19 protein-coding genes are annotated in these 16,371 nt (G+C 65.6%); 6 read left to right on the forward strand and 13 right to left on the reverse strand.

Annotated elements, in window-relative coordinates; genetic code table 11:
• On the forward strand, positions 1 to 488 hold a 488-nt coding region (locus PMI02_RS11220), incomplete at its 5' end, for a helicase C-terminal domain-containing protein (RefSeq protein WP_007682630.1).
• 30 nt (positions 489 to 518) lie between these two features.
• A complete protein-coding gene (locus tag PMI02_RS11225) occupies positions 519 to 1,082 on the forward strand; it encodes a histidine phosphatase family protein (protein ID WP_007682632.1) in 564 nt (187 codons plus the stop codon).
• 566 nt (positions 1,083 to 1,648) lie between these two features.
• Here the strand turns inward: PMI02_RS11225 and PMI02_RS11230 are convergent.
• The 5 genes from PMI02_RS11230 to rpmF all read right to left on the reverse strand — a co-directional run bounded on the left by PMI02_RS11230 (position 1,649) and on the right by rpmF (position 4,797).
• Positions 1,649 to 2,095: a MerR family transcriptional regulator gene (locus PMI02_RS11230; RefSeq protein ID WP_007682634.1), complete on the reverse strand. Its 447-nt coding sequence runs from the start codon at positions 2,093 to 2,095 to the stop codon at positions 1,649 to 1,651.
• 28 nt (positions 2,096 to 2,123) lie between these two features.
• A complete protein-coding gene (locus PMI02_RS11235; RefSeq protein ID WP_036503468.1) occupies positions 2,124 to 2,420 on the reverse strand; it encodes an integration host factor subunit alpha in 297 nt (98 codons plus the stop codon).
• A 107-nt stretch (positions 2,421 to 2,527) separates the two neighbouring features.
• The gene (locus tag PMI02_RS11240; protein WP_007682638.1) at positions 2,528 to 3,496 is read right to left on the reverse strand and encodes a beta-ketoacyl-ACP synthase III; all 969 of its coding nucleotides are present in this window, start codon (positions 3,494 to 3,496) and stop codon (positions 2,528 to 2,530) included.
• Positions 3,496 to 4,569, reverse strand: a complete 1,074-nt coding sequence (gene plsX / locus PMI02_RS11245; RefSeq protein WP_007682640.1) for a phosphate acyltransferase PlsX — start codon at positions 4,567 to 4,569, stop codon at positions 3,496 to 3,498. Before plsX ends, PMI02_RS11240 begins: the two co-directional genes overlap by 1 nt.
• Positions 4,570 to 4,617: 48 nt before the next feature.
• On the reverse strand, positions 4,618 to 4,797 hold the full coding sequence (rpmF, locus tag PMI02_RS11250) for a 50S ribosomal protein L32 (protein WP_007682642.1): 180 nt from the start codon (positions 4,795 to 4,797) through the stop codon (positions 4,618 to 4,620).
• Positions 4,798 to 4,982: 185 nt separating this feature from the next.
• On the opposite strand from rpmF, the gene PMI02_RS11255 reads away from it, so the two are divergent.
• Positions 4,983 to 5,375, forward strand: coding sequence for an MAPEG family protein (locus tag PMI02_RS11255; protein WP_007682644.1), 393 nt, complete (start codon positions 4,983 to 4,985; stop codon positions 5,373 to 5,375).
• Positions 5,376 to 5,424: 49 nt separating this feature from the next.
• On the opposite strand, the gene PMI02_RS11260 is transcribed toward PMI02_RS11255, so the two are convergent.
• Positions 5,425 to 6,147, reverse strand: a complete 723-nt coding sequence (locus tag PMI02_RS11260) for an MBL fold metallo-hydrolase (protein ID WP_007682645.1) — start codon at positions 6,145 to 6,147, stop codon at positions 5,425 to 5,427.
• Between the two features lie 53 nt (positions 6,148 to 6,200).
• Complete coding sequence (locus PMI02_RS11265) at positions 6,201 to 6,851, reverse strand: S24 family peptidase (RefSeq protein ID WP_007682647.1); 651 nt, start codon at positions 6,849 to 6,851, stop codon at positions 6,201 to 6,203.
• Positions 6,852 to 6,974: 123 nt separating this feature from the next.
• On the opposite strand from PMI02_RS11265, the gene PMI02_RS11270 reads away from it, so the two are divergent.
• Positions 6,975 to 7,172: a hypothetical protein gene (locus PMI02_RS11270; RefSeq protein ID WP_007682648.1), complete on the forward strand. Its 198-nt coding sequence runs from the start codon at positions 6,975 to 6,977 to the stop codon at positions 7,170 to 7,172.
• The gene (locus PMI02_RS11275) at positions 7,162 to 7,536 is read left to right on the forward strand and encodes a hypothetical protein (RefSeq protein ID WP_007682651.1); all 375 of its coding nucleotides are present in this window, start codon (positions 7,162 to 7,164) and stop codon (positions 7,534 to 7,536) included. Before PMI02_RS11270 ends, PMI02_RS11275 begins: the two co-directional genes overlap by 11 nt.
• A gap of 52 nt (positions 7,537 to 7,588) precedes the next feature.
• Here PMI02_RS11275 and PMI02_RS11280 read toward each other — a convergent pair whose 3' ends face one another.
• Together PMI02_RS11280 and PMI02_RS11285 are read right to left on the reverse strand one after the other, a co-directional pair.
• The gene (locus PMI02_RS11280) at positions 7,589 to 9,262 is read right to left on the reverse strand and encodes an acetolactate synthase large subunit (protein WP_007682653.1); all 1,674 of its coding nucleotides are present in this window, start codon (positions 9,260 to 9,262) and stop codon (positions 7,589 to 7,591) included.
• A 143-nt stretch (positions 9,263 to 9,405) separates the two neighbouring features.
• A complete protein-coding gene (locus PMI02_RS11285; RefSeq protein ID WP_007682655.1) occupies positions 9,406 to 10,344 on the reverse strand; it encodes a D-2-hydroxyacid dehydrogenase in 939 nt (312 codons plus the stop codon).
• 60 nt (positions 10,345 to 10,404) lie between these two features.
• Between PMI02_RS11285 and PMI02_RS11290 the strand changes: the two genes are divergently transcribed.
• Positions 10,405 to 11,124, forward strand: coding sequence for a hypothetical protein (locus PMI02_RS11290; RefSeq protein ID WP_007682657.1), 720 nt, complete (start codon positions 10,405 to 10,407; stop codon positions 11,122 to 11,124).
• A gap of 152 nt (positions 11,125 to 11,276) precedes the next feature.
• On the opposite strand, the gene cysS is transcribed toward PMI02_RS11290, so the two are convergent.
• The 4 genes from cysS to PMI02_RS11310 all read right to left on the reverse strand — a co-directional run bounded on the left by cysS (position 11,277) and on the right by PMI02_RS11310 (position 16,275).
• Positions 11,277 to 12,728: a cysteine--tRNA ligase gene (gene cysS, locus PMI02_RS11295; RefSeq protein ID WP_007682659.1), complete on the reverse strand. Its 1,452-nt coding sequence runs from the start codon at positions 12,726 to 12,728 to the stop codon at positions 11,277 to 11,279.
• Positions 12,729 to 12,777: 49 nt separating this feature from the next.
• The gene (cobT, locus tag PMI02_RS11300; protein ID WP_007682660.1) at positions 12,778 to 14,592 is read right to left on the reverse strand and encodes a cobaltochelatase subunit CobT; all 1,815 of its coding nucleotides are present in this window, start codon (positions 14,590 to 14,592) and stop codon (positions 12,778 to 12,780) included.
• Between the two features lie 199 nt (positions 14,593 to 14,791).
• Entirely contained in the window at positions 14,792 to 15,442 is a 651-nt protein-coding gene (gene fsa / locus PMI02_RS11305) for a fructose-6-phosphate aldolase (protein ID WP_007682661.1), read from the reverse strand.
• 197 nt (positions 15,443 to 15,639) lie between these two features.
• Complete coding sequence (locus PMI02_RS11310) at positions 15,640 to 16,275, reverse strand: DUF4197 domain-containing protein (protein WP_238539056.1); 636 nt, start codon at positions 16,273 to 16,275, stop codon at positions 15,640 to 15,642.
• Between the last annotated feature and the right edge of the window lie 96 nt (positions 16,276 to 16,371).

Here is a 16,371-nt window from a genome sequence, read left to right on the forward strand (position 1 = left end):
GGCTCGCGCGGGGCGCCCTGCCGCTCTACGCCCAGCACGTCGATCCGATAGACACCGGCACGCTCGTAGACATCTTCCGCGACGATCCCGCCGCCTCGCTGCTCGGCACGGATGCCCTGCGCGACGGGGTGGACGTGCCCGGCCATTCGCTGCGCCTGGTGGTGATGGAGCAGGTGCCCTGGCCCCGCCCCTCGATCCTCCACCGCGCGCGGAGGCTGGCGAACGGCGGCGGCGCCTATGACGACGCGATCATCCGCGCCCGCCTCGCGCAGGCTTTCGGCCGCCTCATCCGCAGCCGGGACGACCGCGGGCATTTCGTGGTGCTCTCCCCCGCCTTCCCCTCGCGCCTGCTCTCGGCGTTCCCGGTGGGCACCCCGATCCGCCGGGTGTCGCTGGAAGAGGCTTTACAGCGCGTGTCCGGCCATGCTTCAGGAGCCACGGCGGGCGCGGCCGGAGAGTCTGCCGAAGACTCGCGCCCGCTTACCTGATCCGCCCCCCACGAGATTGGCCAAATCCTGATGAAGACCTTGGGCATATTCCGCCACGCCAAATCGGACTGGAACGACGCGCGCCTGCGCGATTTCGACCGTCCGCTCAACAAGCGGGGCCGCGTGGGCGCCGGCATCATGGGAAAGCACATCCGGGACTACGGGATCGAGAACAGCGTCGGCTGGAAGCGCATCCTCGCCTCGCCCGCCGTGCGCGTGACGCAGACCATCGAGCTTGCGGGAGAAGCCGCCGGCGAAACGCCTCCGATCACCTGGGACCGGCGCATCTATCTCGCCAACTCGGCGACGCTCATGGAAGTCCTGCGGGAGCAGGACGAGCATGGAGCCCCGCGCTCGATCCTGCTGGCAGGCCACAACCCAGGCCTCGAAGATCTGATCTTCGACCTCGTCCCCGACGATGGCGCCAGCCCGCTGCGCGACGTGGTCGAGGACAAGTTCCCCACCGCCGCCTACGCGGTCCTGCGGCTCGACATCACGAAATGGGCGGAACTCGGCGAAGGCTGCGCCCGCCTCATCCACCTCATTCGCCCGCGCGATCTGGATCCTTCTCTGGGACCGAACATCGAGGACTGAAGACGCGCAAGATCCCCCATGCCGCGATGCGGAGGGCGGATGGCAGACACGCGAAAACGCCCGCTGGCGAGTGCGGGCCTCCCGCCGGGGAAATACGCGAGATCCGAGGGGTAACATCGGGTCGGCGTCAAGGAGCGTCCATGCTGCGGGATGCGCGTTTTATGCTTTGCGAGCCAGCGCCAGGTAGAGGCATGGTTCAGCCCGGCTTGACCTGAGTTCCATAGATCGGTGCTTCGCTGCGATAGGGTCCGGCTAGCGGATGTCGCGGCGTATAACCTAAATAGTTGGTATTGTCAGGCACCAGCAGCGGCGCCAGCCAGGCCAGCACCCGTCATCCCAGCGAACCACAAGGTAGTGCGGAGCGCGAATGTCGGGACCGCTATGATCCTTGAAGCAAAACCTGATCGACAGCCTCTCAGCAGTTCCCGCCCAGCCCCGCGCCTGTGCTACGCCGATCGAGACCCACCCTTCGCTGGCATGAGGGACCAAGAATCGTCGATCGTTGGCACCGGAATATCAACCCGGCGCACCGATTGCGTCAGGCCCGCGTCGACAGCGTACGAGCCTCAGGCTGCTGCGAGTCCCGCCGCCAGCTCGTCGCGAACCTGGGCAAGTCTGGCGAAGAAATCATCTTGCGGGGAATTAACCAGTTCCTCCGACGGAGCTTGGCCAATACTTGCAGAGCCCTGCAATTTATCTTCAATGACCTTTGCCGCGCCGCGCAGCGTGTAGCCCTGGTGATGAACGAGACGATCGATCTGCGCGATGAGCACCACGTCTTCGGGACGGTAGTACCTGCGCGAACCGCTCCGCTTGATCGGGGCAAGCGCCGCGAACTGCTCTTCCCAGTAGCGCAGGACATGCGGGCGTATCCCTAGGGCCTTCGCGACCTCGCCGATGGTTCGAAGGGCGCCGGGGTCCTTGCCATCGGCGAATACGGAAACTGCAGCGCCATCGAGCAAGCTGCCGCCGCCGGTCACGTTCGTGTCGTTCTGAATATCCGAAATGGTCATATCTGCCTTGTTCGCAAGGGTTTCCCCTTCAATCCTGGGCGATACGGTCCTTCAGCATCTGGCTGGCGCGGAACGTCATGACCCGACGCGGTGTGATCGGCACTTCCACGCCGGTCTTGGGATTGCGGCCGATCCGCTCTCCCTTGTCGCGCAGCAGGAAGGTTCCGAAGCCCGAGATCTTCACATTCTCGCCATGGCTGAGCGCCGAGCACATCTGCTGGAGGACCGCTTCCACCATGGCAAGCGACTCCGCCCGGGATATACCCAGCTTACGATGTATGGCCTCGGCGATTTCAGCCCTGGTCAAAGTATCCGTAGAGCGCATCAAGCCCGCATCCCCTTTGTGCGCTGATGTGCGGATAATATGAAAAAGTGCGAAGAAAGCAATCCTGCGTCCAATATTGAACGCAATTGGGCCAATTCCTGAAACGGCTAGACGCGAATCAGGCTCGCGCCCCACGTGAATCCGCCGCCCATGGCCTCCAGCATGAGGAGGTCGCCGACCTTGATACGCCCGTCGCGGACCGCCTGGTCGAGCGCCAGCGGAACCGAGGCTGCCGAGGTATTGGCGTGCTGGGCGACCGTCATCACCACCTTGTCGGGGCTCAGGTTGAGCTTCTTCGCGGTCGCATCCAGGATGCGCGCGTTGGCCTGGTGCGGCACCAGCCAGTCGAGATCGTCGGTTGAAAGTCCAGCTTCATCAAGCACTTCGCGAAGAACTTCGGCGAGGTTGACGACGGCGTGGCGGAACACCTCGCGGCCCTTCATGCGCAGCTTGCCGACCGTGCCGGTGGTGGAGGGTCCGCCATCAACATAGAGCAGCTGGTTGTGCGTGCCGTCGGCATGGAGGCGCGTCGCGAGGATACCCCTCTGTGTTTCGCCACCCTGTTCCTGCGCCTCGAGCACGATGGCCCCGGCGCCGTCGCCGAACAGGACGCAGGTGGTGCGGTCCTCCCAGTCGAGAATGCGGCTGAAGGTTTCCGCGCCGATCACCAGCGCGCGGCGGGCCATGCCGGTGCGCAGCATCGAATCGGCAACACCGACCGCGTAGAGGAAGCCCGAGCACACCGCCGCCACGTCGAAGGCGATGCCGCCCCGGCAGCCGAGGTTGGCCTGCACCAGTGTGGCGCTGGCGGGGAAGGTCTGGTCCGGCGTCGCGGTGGCGAGGATGATGAGGTCGATCGAAGCCGCCTCGATCCCGGCCGCCTCGATGGCCTTGCGCGCGGCTTCGGTGGCAAGCGTGGTCGTCGTTTCGTCGGGCGCGGCGATGTAGCGGTTGGTGATGCCGGTGCGCTCGACGATCCACTCGTCGCTGGTGTCGACGCGCTTCGCAAGCTCGGCATTGCTTACCGCTTGGCGCGGCAGTGCCGAGCCGGTTCCGATCAAAACTGAGCGTAGCATCAGGCGCGTTCTTCCTGGACGCCGTTGACGCCATTGGGCTTGCGCCAGGTCGCCCCGCCCACGCGGGCGAGGTCGGCGGTGATGCGCTCGGTCACGTTTTCCTCCAGGAGCCTGGCGGTGACCGCCACGGCATTGGCCACGCCCACGGCATTGGCACTGCCGTGGCTCTTCACGACGATGCCGTTGAGGCCGAGGAAGACCGCGCCATTGTGGTTGTTGGGGTCGAGATGGTGCTTGAGCAGCTCGGTCGCGGGCTTCGAGATCAGGAAGCCGATCTTCGAGCGCAGCGAACTGGAGAAGCCGCGCTTCAGCAGGTCGGCGACGAACCGCGCCGTGCCTTCGACCGCCTTCAGGGCGATGTTGCCCGAGAAACCGTCGGTCACGACGACGTCCATGTCACCGCGGCAGATCTTGTCCGCCTCGGTGAAGCCGTCGAAGGACATCGACAGGTCACCGGAGGCGGCCTTCAGGATCGCGGCCGCGTCCCGCACCTCGTCGGTGCCCTTGATCTCTTCGCTGCCGATGTTGAGCAGGCGAACGCGCGGCTGCTCGCGCCCCGTGGCGACGCGGGCATAGGCGGCGCCCATGATCGCGAATTGCACGAGGTTGCGGCTGTCGCACTCGGTGTTTGCCCCGAGGTCGAGCATGACCACATCGTTGTCGCCCAGCGTCGGCAGCAAAGCAGCCAAGGCGGGACGATCGATGCCGGGCATCGTGCGCAGGGAGAGCTTGGCGATCGCCATCAACGCGCCGGTGTTGCCGCCGCTGACGGCGGCGCCGGCATGGCCGAGCTTCACCGCCTCGATGGCGCGGCCCATCGACGTGCCCTTGGCACGGCGCAGGGCCTGACTCGGCTTGTCCTCACCGCTGATGACGCCTTCGGTGTGAAGGATTTCGGAGCTTGCCCGCAGGTTCGGGTGATTCTCGAGAGCGGCTTTGATCCGCACCTCGTCACCCACGAGCAGGAACTTGAAGCGATCGTGGCGACGGCGCGCGAGTGCCGCGCCCTCGATCATGACGCGCACGCCCTCGTCACCGCCCATCGCATCAATGGCGATACGCGGTAAACTCATGGGCTCTCTCCGAAATTCGCCAGAGGTCTTGCTAAGACTCAGAGGTCTTTAGACTTCGACCGCGACGATTTCACGACCGTTGTAGTGGCCGCAGGCGTTGCACAGGTTGTGCGGACGCTTCAGTTCACCGCAGTTCGAGCATTCATGGAATGCTGCGACCGTCAGCGCATCGTGGCTACGACGCATGCCGCGGCGTGAAGGGGTGGTTTTTCTTTTAGGGACAGCCATTTCGGCACCTGTTCCTGGAAATGCAGTTTTGTCAAAAAGGCCGCCGGTGACCGTTACGGGACACGGCGGCTTGCGAAGGCGCGCCTATAACCGATTTCTGGCGAGTTGCAACCCGTTCCTCCCTCGCGCATGAACGCATCGCAGAGCCCGGGGTGAACGCCGGGCCAACCCGGAGCCTATATATAATGATTCTGCAGACCACCCTCAGCCTGGCAGCTGCCGCCGCCGTGCTCAACTTCTGGCTGGCGCTGCGCACGAGCACGGTTCGGATGAGCGCCAAGGTCTGGCAGGGCGACGGCGGCAACCCGATTCTCCTTCACCGCATGCGCGCCCATGCAAACTATGTCGAGAACACGCCCTTCGTACTGATCCTCATCGCCGCGATCGAGATGACCGGCAAGGGGGGCGCCTGGCTGGCGATCGTCGGCGCGCTCTATCTCCTGGCGCGCGTCGCCCACGCCTTCGGGATGGACAAGCCCGAGAAGTCCCCCCTGCGGGCGATCGGGTTCTGCGTCACGGTGCTGGTGCTGCTGGGCCTCGCGGTCATGGCCGTGCTGATCGCGCTGGGACGCTTCTGAGGCTTCCCTATAGCGTCGTCCCGGACCATGCCGGGACGACGCCCATACATCACCTATAGAGCCCCTTGGCCGGACGGCCGTCCTCGAGCGCGCTGTCGCCGACATAGGGATTCGTTCGGCGCTCTTGCCCGAACGTGCTGACCGGGCCGTGGCCGGGCACGAAGGTGACGTCGTCACCCAGCGGCCAGAGCTTCTTCGTGATCGAATCGACAAGATCGTCGAGATTGCCGCGCGGGAAGTCCCAACGGCCGATGCCGCCCTGGAACAGCACGTCGCCGACCATAGCGAAACGGCTCGGCGCATGGTGGAACACGACGTGCCCGGGAGTGTGGCCGGGGCAATGGACGACGTCGAGTTCGAGGTCGCCCACAGTGACCTTGTCGCCGTCCTCGAGCCAGCGGTCGGGCTCGAAGGTATGGGCTTCCATGTTCCAGCGCGGACCGTCGTCACTGAGCTGCGCGATCCAAAAGCGATCCTCCTCGTGCGGGCCCTCGATCGGCACGCCCATTTCCTTCGCCAGAACGCCGGCCTGCCCGCAGTGGTCGAGATGGCCGTGGGTGACGAGAATCTTCTCGATCGTGACGCCGGTCTTCTCGATCGCCTGCCTCAGCTTGGGCAGATCGCCGCCGGGATCCACGAGCGCGCCGCGCATCGTCGTGGTGCACCACAGGAGCGAGCAGTTCTGCTGGAGCGGCGTCACCGGAATGATGCCCACGCGCATCTGCTGCTTCGTTGCGGTCTCCGTCGTGGCGGTATCTGTGTTTTCGGTCATGCCCGCGAAAATGGTCGCAAGGGACCGGGAATGCAACCGGGGGAAACGGCGGACTAGATCCGGCCGCCCTTCCACACCACGCGCCCGATGACCGCGATATCCTGCCCGGCGCATTCGACCGGCGGGTACGCCGGGTTGTCGCTGAGCAGCACGACCTTGCCGGGTCGCCCGGTGTCGAGGCGCTTGACCAGCAGGCTATCGCCAAGGCGGACGACGTGGATGCCGTCGCGTTGGCCGCGCGGCTTGCGGTCGACGAGGATCTCATCGCCGTCGCGCAGGGTGGGCTCCATCGAATCGCCGCTTACCACGATCGTCGAAAGATGACCCGGCTGCAGGCCCATGGAGCGTAACCATCGCCACGAGAATCGAATCGTGTCGAATACCAGTTCGCCTTCCGGCTCCGCCCCCGGCCCGGCCGAGGCGCCGATCGCCAGCCGCGGAACGTCGACCCAGTTGTCCTGACCCGATTGATCCGAATTGGCGTAGGAATTTTCCTTCACTTTTCCCAGCTCTTCCTCGCTCACGCCGAAGAAGCGAGAGAGCATGCCGCGGTCTTGCTCTTCCAGCTTGCGCGGGCTGCCCTTACGCACGAACTGCTGGAGATAGCTGGGGTTTTTCCCGAGCATCAGGGAGAGCTTCGAAAGGCTCACGTGCCGTTCGTCGGACAGTTCGAGCAGACGTCGGCGGGCGGGGTCGGTTTCCATATTGTAATCCATACGCGTAGGAAATTTCCTAGACAAATAGGATTTCAGAGAGAACATTCCGGGAACAACACCAATCCCGCTCATTCCCTGAATTTTCAACTGCCTAAGAAAGGACCTGCCTGGATGCTCCTGCGCCAGATCGAACGCTTCCTGCGCGAGACACAGATGCCCTGGACCAAGTTCGGCCGACTCGCCGCGAGGGATCCCCGCTTCGTGGCGGACCTGCGCAACGGCCGGGTGCCTCGCGACCGCACCGCCCAGCGAGTGGCGAACTTCATGAACGGCTATCTCACCGGAGCGGAAAGCAATCATGCACGCTGACACCGTTCGCGAGAGCACGCTTCCGTTCGTCCTGCCGCAAGGCGCCGCCCGGCGCGGGCCATGGCTGCGGCTGCTGTCGCAGGTCCTGCAACTGGCAGGCGCCGATGCCCAATTCCTTCGCCACGACGAGAAACCCTGGGCGAGCGCTACGTTCTCGGGATCGCGGCACACCATCGTGCTCGCATTCGAAGGGACCGGCGCAGTGGCTCAGGGCGAGGCCTTCGTCGCCGCCTTGCCCGAGCACGAATTCACGGTAGCCCGCCAGATCGTCGCCGACGCCACCGTGGTAGCGGTGGAGCATACTGTGCTGCCGATGCCGCGCATGACGGTCCAGGCGGAACTGTTGATGCTGGAAGACTGCTGAGCCCCCTCGCCCCGTCATCCCTGCACAAGAGGAATGGCGGGGCATACGACCGTCAAAGCGCCCGCGAAAGGTCCTTGATCTCGGTATTGAGGATGCGGTCGTTCTCGGAATAATCGACCGGGCAGTCGATCACGTGCACGCCCGGCGTGTCGCGGCAGTGGGCCAGCAGTTCCTTGAGGTGCGCTGCGCTTTCCACGCGGTAGCCGTTGGCCCCATAAGCCTCGGCGTACTTCACGAAGTCCGGGTTGCCGTAAGTGAGCCCGAAGTCGGCGAAGCCCATGTTGGCCTGCTTCCAGCGGATCATGCCGTAGCCGTTGTCGTTCAGGATCAGTACCGTCAAGTCGAGGCCGAGGCGCACCGCGGTCTCCAGTTCCTGGCTGTTCATCATGAAGCCGCCGTCGCCGCAGACCGCGAAAACCTTGCGGCCCGGATAGACCATCGCGCTCGCCATGGCCGAGGGCAGCCCTGCCCCCATGGTCGCCAAAGCATTGTCGAGCAGCACGGTATTGCGCCCACGTGCCGAGTAGCCGCGCGCGAACCACAGCTTGTAGATGCCGTTGTCGAGGCAGATGATCGCATCGTCCGGCAGCGCCTCTCGCACTTGGTGGACGGCGTGCGGCGGGAAGATCGGGAAACGCTCATCGGCGGCGAGCTTGGCGGTGTGTTCAACTTCAGCCCGGCGATAGCGAAGCATCGCGTCGAAGTTCCACTTGGGCGACGGCGTGACGGCTTCCTTGAGCTGCCACATCGCGTTGGCGATGTCGCCGATCACCTCGATATGCGGGAAGTAGACCGGATCGACCTCCGCCGTCTTGGTCGAGACGTGGACCACGACCCGGTCATCCCGGGTGCCGTCGTTGGTCATGAAGAACGGCGGCTTCTCGATCACGTCGTGGCCGATGTTGATGATGCAGTCCGCATCCTCGATGGCGCGGTGGACGAAGTCGCCTGCCGACAGCGCCGCGCATCCGAGGAACATCGGGTGGCGCTCGTCGATCACGCCCTTGCCCAGCTGCGTGGTGAGGAACGGGATGCCGGTCTTCTCGACGAACTCGCCGAGCATCTTGCTGGTCATCTTGCGGTTCGCGCCCGCGCCGATCACCAGCACCGGCTGCTTCGCCTTTTGCAACGCATCGACCGCTTGGATGATCGACTTCACGTCCGCCGTGGGGCGGCGCACGGTGGAGCGCGGGACGGGTCGCGAATCGGTGTGCTCGTCGGCGATGTCCTCGGGCAGTTCGATGTGGGTGGCGCCGGGCTTTTCCTCCTCCGCGATGCGGAACGCTTCGCGCACGCGGCTTGGGATGTTGTCCGAGGACGCCATCTGGTGCGCGTACTTGGTGATCGGCTGCATCATCGAGACGACGTCGAGGATCTGGAAGCGGCCCTGCTTCGACTTCTTGATCGGCTTCTGGCCGGTGATCATCAGCATCGGCATGCCCCCCAGCGTCGCATAGGCGGCGGCAGTGACGAAGTTCGTCGCGCCCGGACCTAGGGTCGAGAGGCAAACGCCGGCCTTGCCCGTGTGGCGGCCATAGGTGGCGGCCATGAAGCCGGCGCCCTGCTCGTGGCGAGTCAGGATCAGCTTGATCTGCTTCGAGCGCGAGAGCGAATCGAGGAAATCAAGGTTCTCCTCGCCAGGCACGCCGAAGATGTACTCGACGCCTTCCTGCTCGAGACATTCGATAAAGAGGTCCGACGCCTTGCGCTTGTCGCTCTCAGCCATGATCCGCTTTTCCCCACTCGTTTCTGCTGCCGGTCCTTCATGTCCGGCCGTCTTGCCGAGGCTGATACGCGATTCGCCTCGGCCCCGTCCCTGATAATTCAGCCAGCCCGGCCGAAGAATTTATCAGGCGCGGACAAGCAGGGCTAGTAACCGGCCGAAAGGTCGACCTTATGCGCCAGTTCCTCGCCGCGCAGATATCGCCCGAGATTATCGAGGAACCGCGCCGATCCGCGCGCAAACAGCGCGTCCTGCGCACGGCCCGACAGGTGCATCGAGATATGCACGTTGTTGCGCGACCACAGCGGATGGTCGGCGGGCAGCGGCTCGGGCGTGGTGACGTCGAGGAAGGCGCCGCCAAGGCGCCCCGAATCGATCGCCGCCAGCAGCGCCTCCTGGTCGATCACGGTCCCCCGCGCGAAGTTAAGCAGTGCCGCGCCCGGCTTCATGGCCGCGAACTCGGCCGCGCCGAACATGCCGGTGGTCTGGGGCGTGGACGGCACAATGAGGATCACCCAGTCGAACCGGCCGAGCGCGGCCTGCCATTCACCGTCGCCCAAGTCTCCGGGGCCGGGAGTGCGCCGCGCGGCCGTGACCTTCGCGCCCAGCACGCGCAGGATCTCGGCTATCCGCGATCCGATCTCGCCCGCGCCGATCACCAGCACTTCGGCGCCAAGCAGTTCACGCTTGCCCGGAGGCTGGGCGAGCCATTCGTGCCGGTCCTGCGCGCGCACCACCTCGCGCCAGCCCTTCGCCATCGTCAGCATGCCCATGACGGCGTACTCGGAGACGGTCTGCGCATGGATGCCCGCCCCGTTGGTGAGCGTGACCCCGCGCTTACGGAACACATCGAGTGGTAGCCAGTCCACGCCGGAGGACATGGCGTTGTACCACTTGAGGCCGGTCATCGACGCGATCGCCTCGCCCGCCGTGGCCGGGGCGATCGTATCGAGCCAGGCGATCTCGGCACGCGGGGCCAGTTCCATGAGTTCGTCGGTGGTCTCGAACCAGAGCGCCTCGACGCCCTCCGGCAACTTGCCTTCGAGCGTGGGGCGCATGACGGCATTGAGGACGGCGACGGTCATTGACGGGCTCCGAAATTACGCAACAACTGCAAGCGGGCAGGTTTGGCAGGGAGGGAAATGATGACAAGAGTTGGATTCGCATCGGCCGTTGCCGTTTTGGGCATGTTGTCGGCGGCACCCGAAGCGCTGGCGCAGGACGAGGGGCTCGGCGAGGTCATCGTCACCGCCATGCGGCGCGAAGCTGAGGACTATTCCGCCGAGATGCCCGCCGTAGGGCTACGCCGCAAGGCCGACTTCGCGGTGGTCGGCGTCAGCATCGCCGGAGACACCCGAGACCAGGCGCAGCGCCAGTCCGAGATATACGACATGATCCGCGCCGCCATCGCCGCCGCCCCGCGAGCCGGCGTGCAACTCGCCTACGGGGAGCGCACGTTGCAGGCTCTGACGCTCGCCAACTACCGCGAACTGTCGCTGCACGGCGACGGCCGGCCCGACAGCCAGCGCACCAGCTTCCTCGTCAAGGTCCCCCTGAGCGGGGCGATGGACGCGCAGGCGGCGCAAAGCTCGATCACAGCGTTTGTGAAGTCGGTGAAACCGGTGGGCCGCGCCCTGATGACCGAAACGGAAGACCTCACGCTCTCGGTCGTTGCGCCGGACCAGTATCGCGGCGCCGTCGCCGATGCCATCGCCGCTGACGCGCGGGCCATGGCAGCAAGGGTCGGACCCGACTATGGCGTCGAGATCGAGGGCCTCAGCCGCCCTGTCGAATGGGCGCGCGCCGGGTTGTCGGACGTGCTGCTCTACATGCCGTACAAGCTGGTGGTCGTACCCCGGCGCTGAGCATCACGCCGCCTCGGATCGACGCGACCATTAGGTGCGGTGCGCTGCCGTCCGGCAACGACTTCGGAGTGACCTCACGACCATCGCCGCCCCCGCAAAGGCAGGGGTTTCGATTCTTCGCGCGATCAAAAGGACAAGCCGGCTCCCCGGTTTCAGCCCAGCTTCCATTCCCAACCGAGCGGATCACCGTCCATTACCTCGACGCCCTTGGCTGCAAGCTCGTCGCGTAGGGCGTCGGACGTCGCGAAATCCTTGTCGGCGCGGGCCTGCTTGCGGCGGGCGAGCACCTCCTCGATCTCCAACTCGGTGATCGTAGCCGCCTTCGGCGCGAGGCGCAGGTCGGCCCGCGATGTGCCGAACAGATCGAGCCCCAGGACCGCGTCCATTGCCTCGACCACCGCGCGCTTGACGCCGGGATCGAACTTCTTGGCGGCCAGAACGTCCTCCAGCGCGGTCAGCGCGATGGCCGTGTTCAAGTCATCGCCAATCGCCTTCTCGAAAGTTTCGAGCATCGGCGCGAGCTTGGGATGGGCCGTCGCGGCGGGCTCCGCCTCGGCGAGCCGTTCCGCCACGATGATCATCCGCTTGAGGCGCACGAGCGCGGCCGCGAGCCCCTCCCAGCTGAATTCCAGCTCGCTGCGGTAATGAGCCTGAAGGCACATCATCCGGTAGCCGAGGGGGTGGTACCCCTTGTCGATCAGCAGTTGCAGGCGCAGGAATTCGCCCGACGACTTGCTCATCTTGCCTGAGCGCTCGACCAGAAAATTGTTATGCATCCAAAGCTTGGCGCCCGAATTTGAAGGCGTGTCGAGGCCATTGGTGCAGCAGAATGCCTGGTTCTGGGCAATCTCGTTGGGGTGATGGATCTCGCGGTGGTCGATGCCGCCGGTATGGATGTCGAACGGGAAGCCGAGCAGGTCTCCGCTCATCACCGAGCATTCCAGGTGCCAGCCGGGAGCACCGGGACCCCAGGGCGAGTCCCACTCCATCTGCCGCTTCTCCCCCGCAGGCGTCTTGCGCCAGATGGCGAAGTCGGCGTGGTTGCGCTTGCCCTCGACGGCCTCGATGCGCCCTTCTCCTTCGTCGGTAACGGCGCGTGCGAGGCGGCCGTAGTCCGAGACAGTGGAAACGTCGAAATAAAGCCCGCTTTCCAATTCATAGCAGTGGGTTGGCGCGATCTTCTCGGCAAATTCTATCATCTGCGGAACGTAGTCGGTGGCGATGGACCACTTTGCCGGCTGGCGGATGTTGAGCGCCGCGATATCGGCCCAGTAAGCTTGCGTGTAGTGCGCGGCAATGTCCCAGATCGACTGGGCCTGGGCCCGCGCCATCTTCTCCATCTTGTCCTCGCCGGCATCGGCGTCGTCGGTCAGGTGGCCGACGTCGGTGATGTTGATGACGTGGGTGAGCCTGTAGCCCTTGTGGCTCAGCGCCCGCCCCAATACGTCGGCGAAGACGTAGGCGCGCATGTTGCCGATGTGGGGGTAGTTGTAGACCGTCGGCCCGCAGGTATAGACGCGCGCCTCGCCGGGATGGACGGGCTCGAACGGCTCGAGCTGGCGGGTCAGGCTGTTGAACAGCGTGAGGTTGGGTGCGTCGGTCATAGGCTTTGGCGCATAAGCGGCGGGCGGGCGCAGTCAAGCCACGCCGCCCTCACTCCTCCTCGAACAGCCCCGCCAACTGCTCGATCATCGTGCCGCCGAGCTGTTCGGCGTCCATGATCGTGACCGCGCGGCGGTAGTAGCGGGTGACGTCGTGGCCGATGCCGATGGCGACGAGCTGGACCGGGGACTTGGTCTCGATCCACTCGATCACGCGGCGCAGGTGGGCCTCGAGGTAGCCGGCGGAGTTCACCGAGAGGGTCGAATCGTCCACCGGCGCGCCGTCGGAGATCACCATCAAGATCCGGCGGTCCTCCTGCCGTGCGAGCATGCGGCTGTGCGCCCAGAGCAGCGCCTCGCCGTCGATGTTCTCCTTCAGAAGGCCCTCGCGCATCATCAGGCCGAGGTTCTTCTTGGCCCGGCGCCAGGGCTCGTCGGCCTTCTTGTAGATGATGTGGCGCAGGTCGTTGAGGCGGCCGGGGTGCTGCGGCTTGCCGTTTGCCAGCCATGCCTCGCGGCTCTGGCCGCCCTTCCAGGCGCGAGTGGTGAAGCCGAGAATCTCGACCTTCACCCCGCAGCGTTCGAGCGTGCGGGCGAGCACGTCCGCACTGATCGCCGCGATCGAGATCGGGCGGCCGCGCATCGAGCCCGAATTGTCGAGCAACAGCGTGACGATCGTGTCCTTGAACTCGACCTCGCGTTCGATCTTGTAGGACAGTGACTGGCCGGGCGAGACCACCACGCGCGCCAGCCGGGCGGCGTCGAGCAGCCCCTCTTCCTGGTCGAAGTCCCACGAGCGGTTCTGCTGCGCCATCAGGCGGCGCTGGAGGCGGTTGGCGAGGCGGGTCACGACGCCCTGCAGGCCCTTCAGCTGCGCGTCGAGATAGGCCCGCAGGCGGGTAAGCTCCTCTTCGTCGCACAGTTCGCTGGCGACCACGACTTCGTCGAACGCCTCGGTGAAGACCTTGTAGTCGAAACTTTCGGGAATGTCGGTCCAAGGGCGGTTCGGGCGTACGGGGAGCATACCCTCGTCGCCTTCCTGGCCTTCCTCGCCCTCGTCCATGTCGTCGGAAGTCTCGCCTTCCGACTCGCTGTCGCCCTCGTCGTCGCCCTGCGAGGGCTCGGCGGCCATCTCGGCGGGGTTCTGGTCCTGGCCCTGCTCGCCGCCTTCCTCTTCCTCCTCGGTCTCCTCGTCGCCGTCCATGTCGTCGGCGTCGTTGGGTTCCTGCGGCATTTCCTCGGCGCGGGTCAGTTCGAGGTGCTGGAGCATGTCGAGCGAGAGCGCCTGGAACGCCTTCTGGTCCTCCAGCGAGCTGGCGAGCGCGTCGAAGTCCTTGCCTGCCTTCTGCTCGATCCACTTGCGCACGAGATCGACACCCGGCGCGGCGATGTCCGGGATCGGCTGGCCAGTCAGCCGCTCACGCAGCAGCAGCGCGAGCGCGGCGGGCACCGGCACGGCGTCGGGTGTATCGGCGCGGGAAATGGGGTCCGACGCGATGCGCGCCATGAGCGCGGCGTCGAGGTTCTCAGCCATGCCCGGATAGGCGTTGGCGCCCAGCGCCTCGTAGCGCACCGCCTCGACCGCGTCGTAGGCGGCGCGCGCCGAGGGCTCGGACGGGGCGCTGCGCATGTGCAGCTTGTCGTTGTGGTGGCGCAGCTTGAGCGCGAAGCTGTCGGCGTAGCCGCGCGCCTGCATGGCGGCGGCGCGGGGCAGGCTGCGGCCGGGCATCGGCACGCGGAAGGTGCCACCGGTCGAACTGGGCGCGTCGGCGGTCCAGTTGACCTCGATCTCCTTTTCCTGCGCGATGGCGCGCGAGGCGCCGGCGAGGACGGACTTGAAGCGGTCTGCGGGAGATTCGTCGGACATGGAACCCGCCTAGCGCATCGGCGGGGCGGGCTCAAATGGGCGATGCGATAGGAGGGCCGCAATCATCTGCTGGACGCCCCGCCGTCACCCCGGCGCAGGCCGGGGCCCAGTTCGACAAACAACGTCGCTTCGCGGCATTTTTCTGCTGGGCCCCGGCCCGCGCCGGGGTGACGGTTATCTGCGATCCGAGGCTAACGCCTCAGATCGACTGGCCGGTCTTCGCCCAGTCGGCCATGAAGCCTTCGATGCCCTTGTCGGTGAGGATGTGCTTGAACAGGCCCTTGATGACGGCCGGCGGCGCGGTCATCACGTCGGCACCGATCTTGGCGCACTGCAGGACGTGGACGCCGTGGCGGATCGAGGCGGCAAGGATCTGCGTCTCGTAGGCGTAGTTGTCGTAGATCAGGCGGATGTCGCTGATCAGGTCGATGCCATCGAAGCCGTTGTCGTCGTGGCGGCCGATGAAGGGCGAGACGAAAGTCGCGCCGGCCTTGGCGGCGAGCAGCGCCTGGTTGGCCGAGAAGCACAGCGTCACGTTGACCATGGTGCCGTCGGCGGTGAGCTTCTTGCAGGTCTTGAGACCGTCGATGGTCAGCGGAACCTTGATGCAGACGTTGTCGGCGATCTTGCGCAGGATTTCCGCCTCGCGCATCATGCCGGCATGATCGAGCGCGACGACTTCGGCGCTGACCGGACCATCGACAAGACCGCAGATTTCGGCCGTGACTTCACGGAAGTCGCGGCCGGACTTGGCGATGATCGAGGGGTTGGTTGTCACGCCGTCGAGCAGGCCGGTATCGGCGAGCTCCTTGATGTCGGCGATGTCTGCGGTGTCGACGAAGAACTTCATGGCGCTGTAATCCTGCAGGGCCGGGCATGCCGGCGATTCTGGCCGCCCCTATAGGGAATGCCTGCCTGCGCGGCTAGCGGGGGATGTTCCCCGCCTTCCCCGCGCAGGTGGGCAGCGCCCGCCGAGCCGCGCCGGCTGTCGTCGAGGCATGGCCTCGAGGGTGTCGAGCGGTCGCCGATCAAGCAGGGGACCGACGGTTATTTGGGCAGCTTGAGCGCGGCGATCAGCACCGGGTCGTTCGTCGTTTCGGGATTTTGGCGGATTTCGCCTTCCTGCGCGCCGATCTCGTACCAGATGGCATTGTCCGCCTCGAGCGCCAGCGCGTGAGCGGCGTCGTTGACGTTCACTCCGGTGAGCGCCGAGATCGCCTGGTTGACGAGCGGATCGTCGGTCGCCTCCATCACCCGGGCCAGCTCGGGGATCATCACGTTGACGAGAGAGGGGCCCATCGACTGGCGCAGGAAACTCGTTGCGGCAGTGTTGCCGCCCCGCAGGAGTGCCAGAGCGTCGGTGACGGTCAGCCCGCGCACCGCGTCATAGACAAGCGGCGCGGCGACGCGCGCGCCGTCCTCGGCGATCACGTTAAGTTCGTGCTGCAGCTTGTCGCGGAACAGCGGGGACTTCAGGACCTTGGCCACCCTCGTGCCCGGCTTGCCGAACAGCACGGGCAGATCGATGCGCGCGACGGTGCTGTCCCAGAACCCGTCGGGCTGCGTCAGCCGCGCGAAGGCGCGCTGGCTGGAGACCATCAACAGCCGCTCGATCAGGTCGGTGGGGGTGGGCTTGCCGAGAGTGCTGCCGATCGTCGTGCAGCCCGGAAGCGCCAGCAACACTCCTGTCGCGAAAATTCCGGCGAGTACTGTGCGCCGCTCAAAACCGCCTTCAAATGCCTCATTCACGCCCGATCCCCAACTCCGCATCGTCAACTC

The sequence above is a fragment of the Novosphingobium sp. AP12 genome (assembly GCF_000281975.1).
GTDB lineage: Bacteria > Pseudomonadota > Alphaproteobacteria > Sphingomonadales > Sphingomonadaceae > Novosphingobium.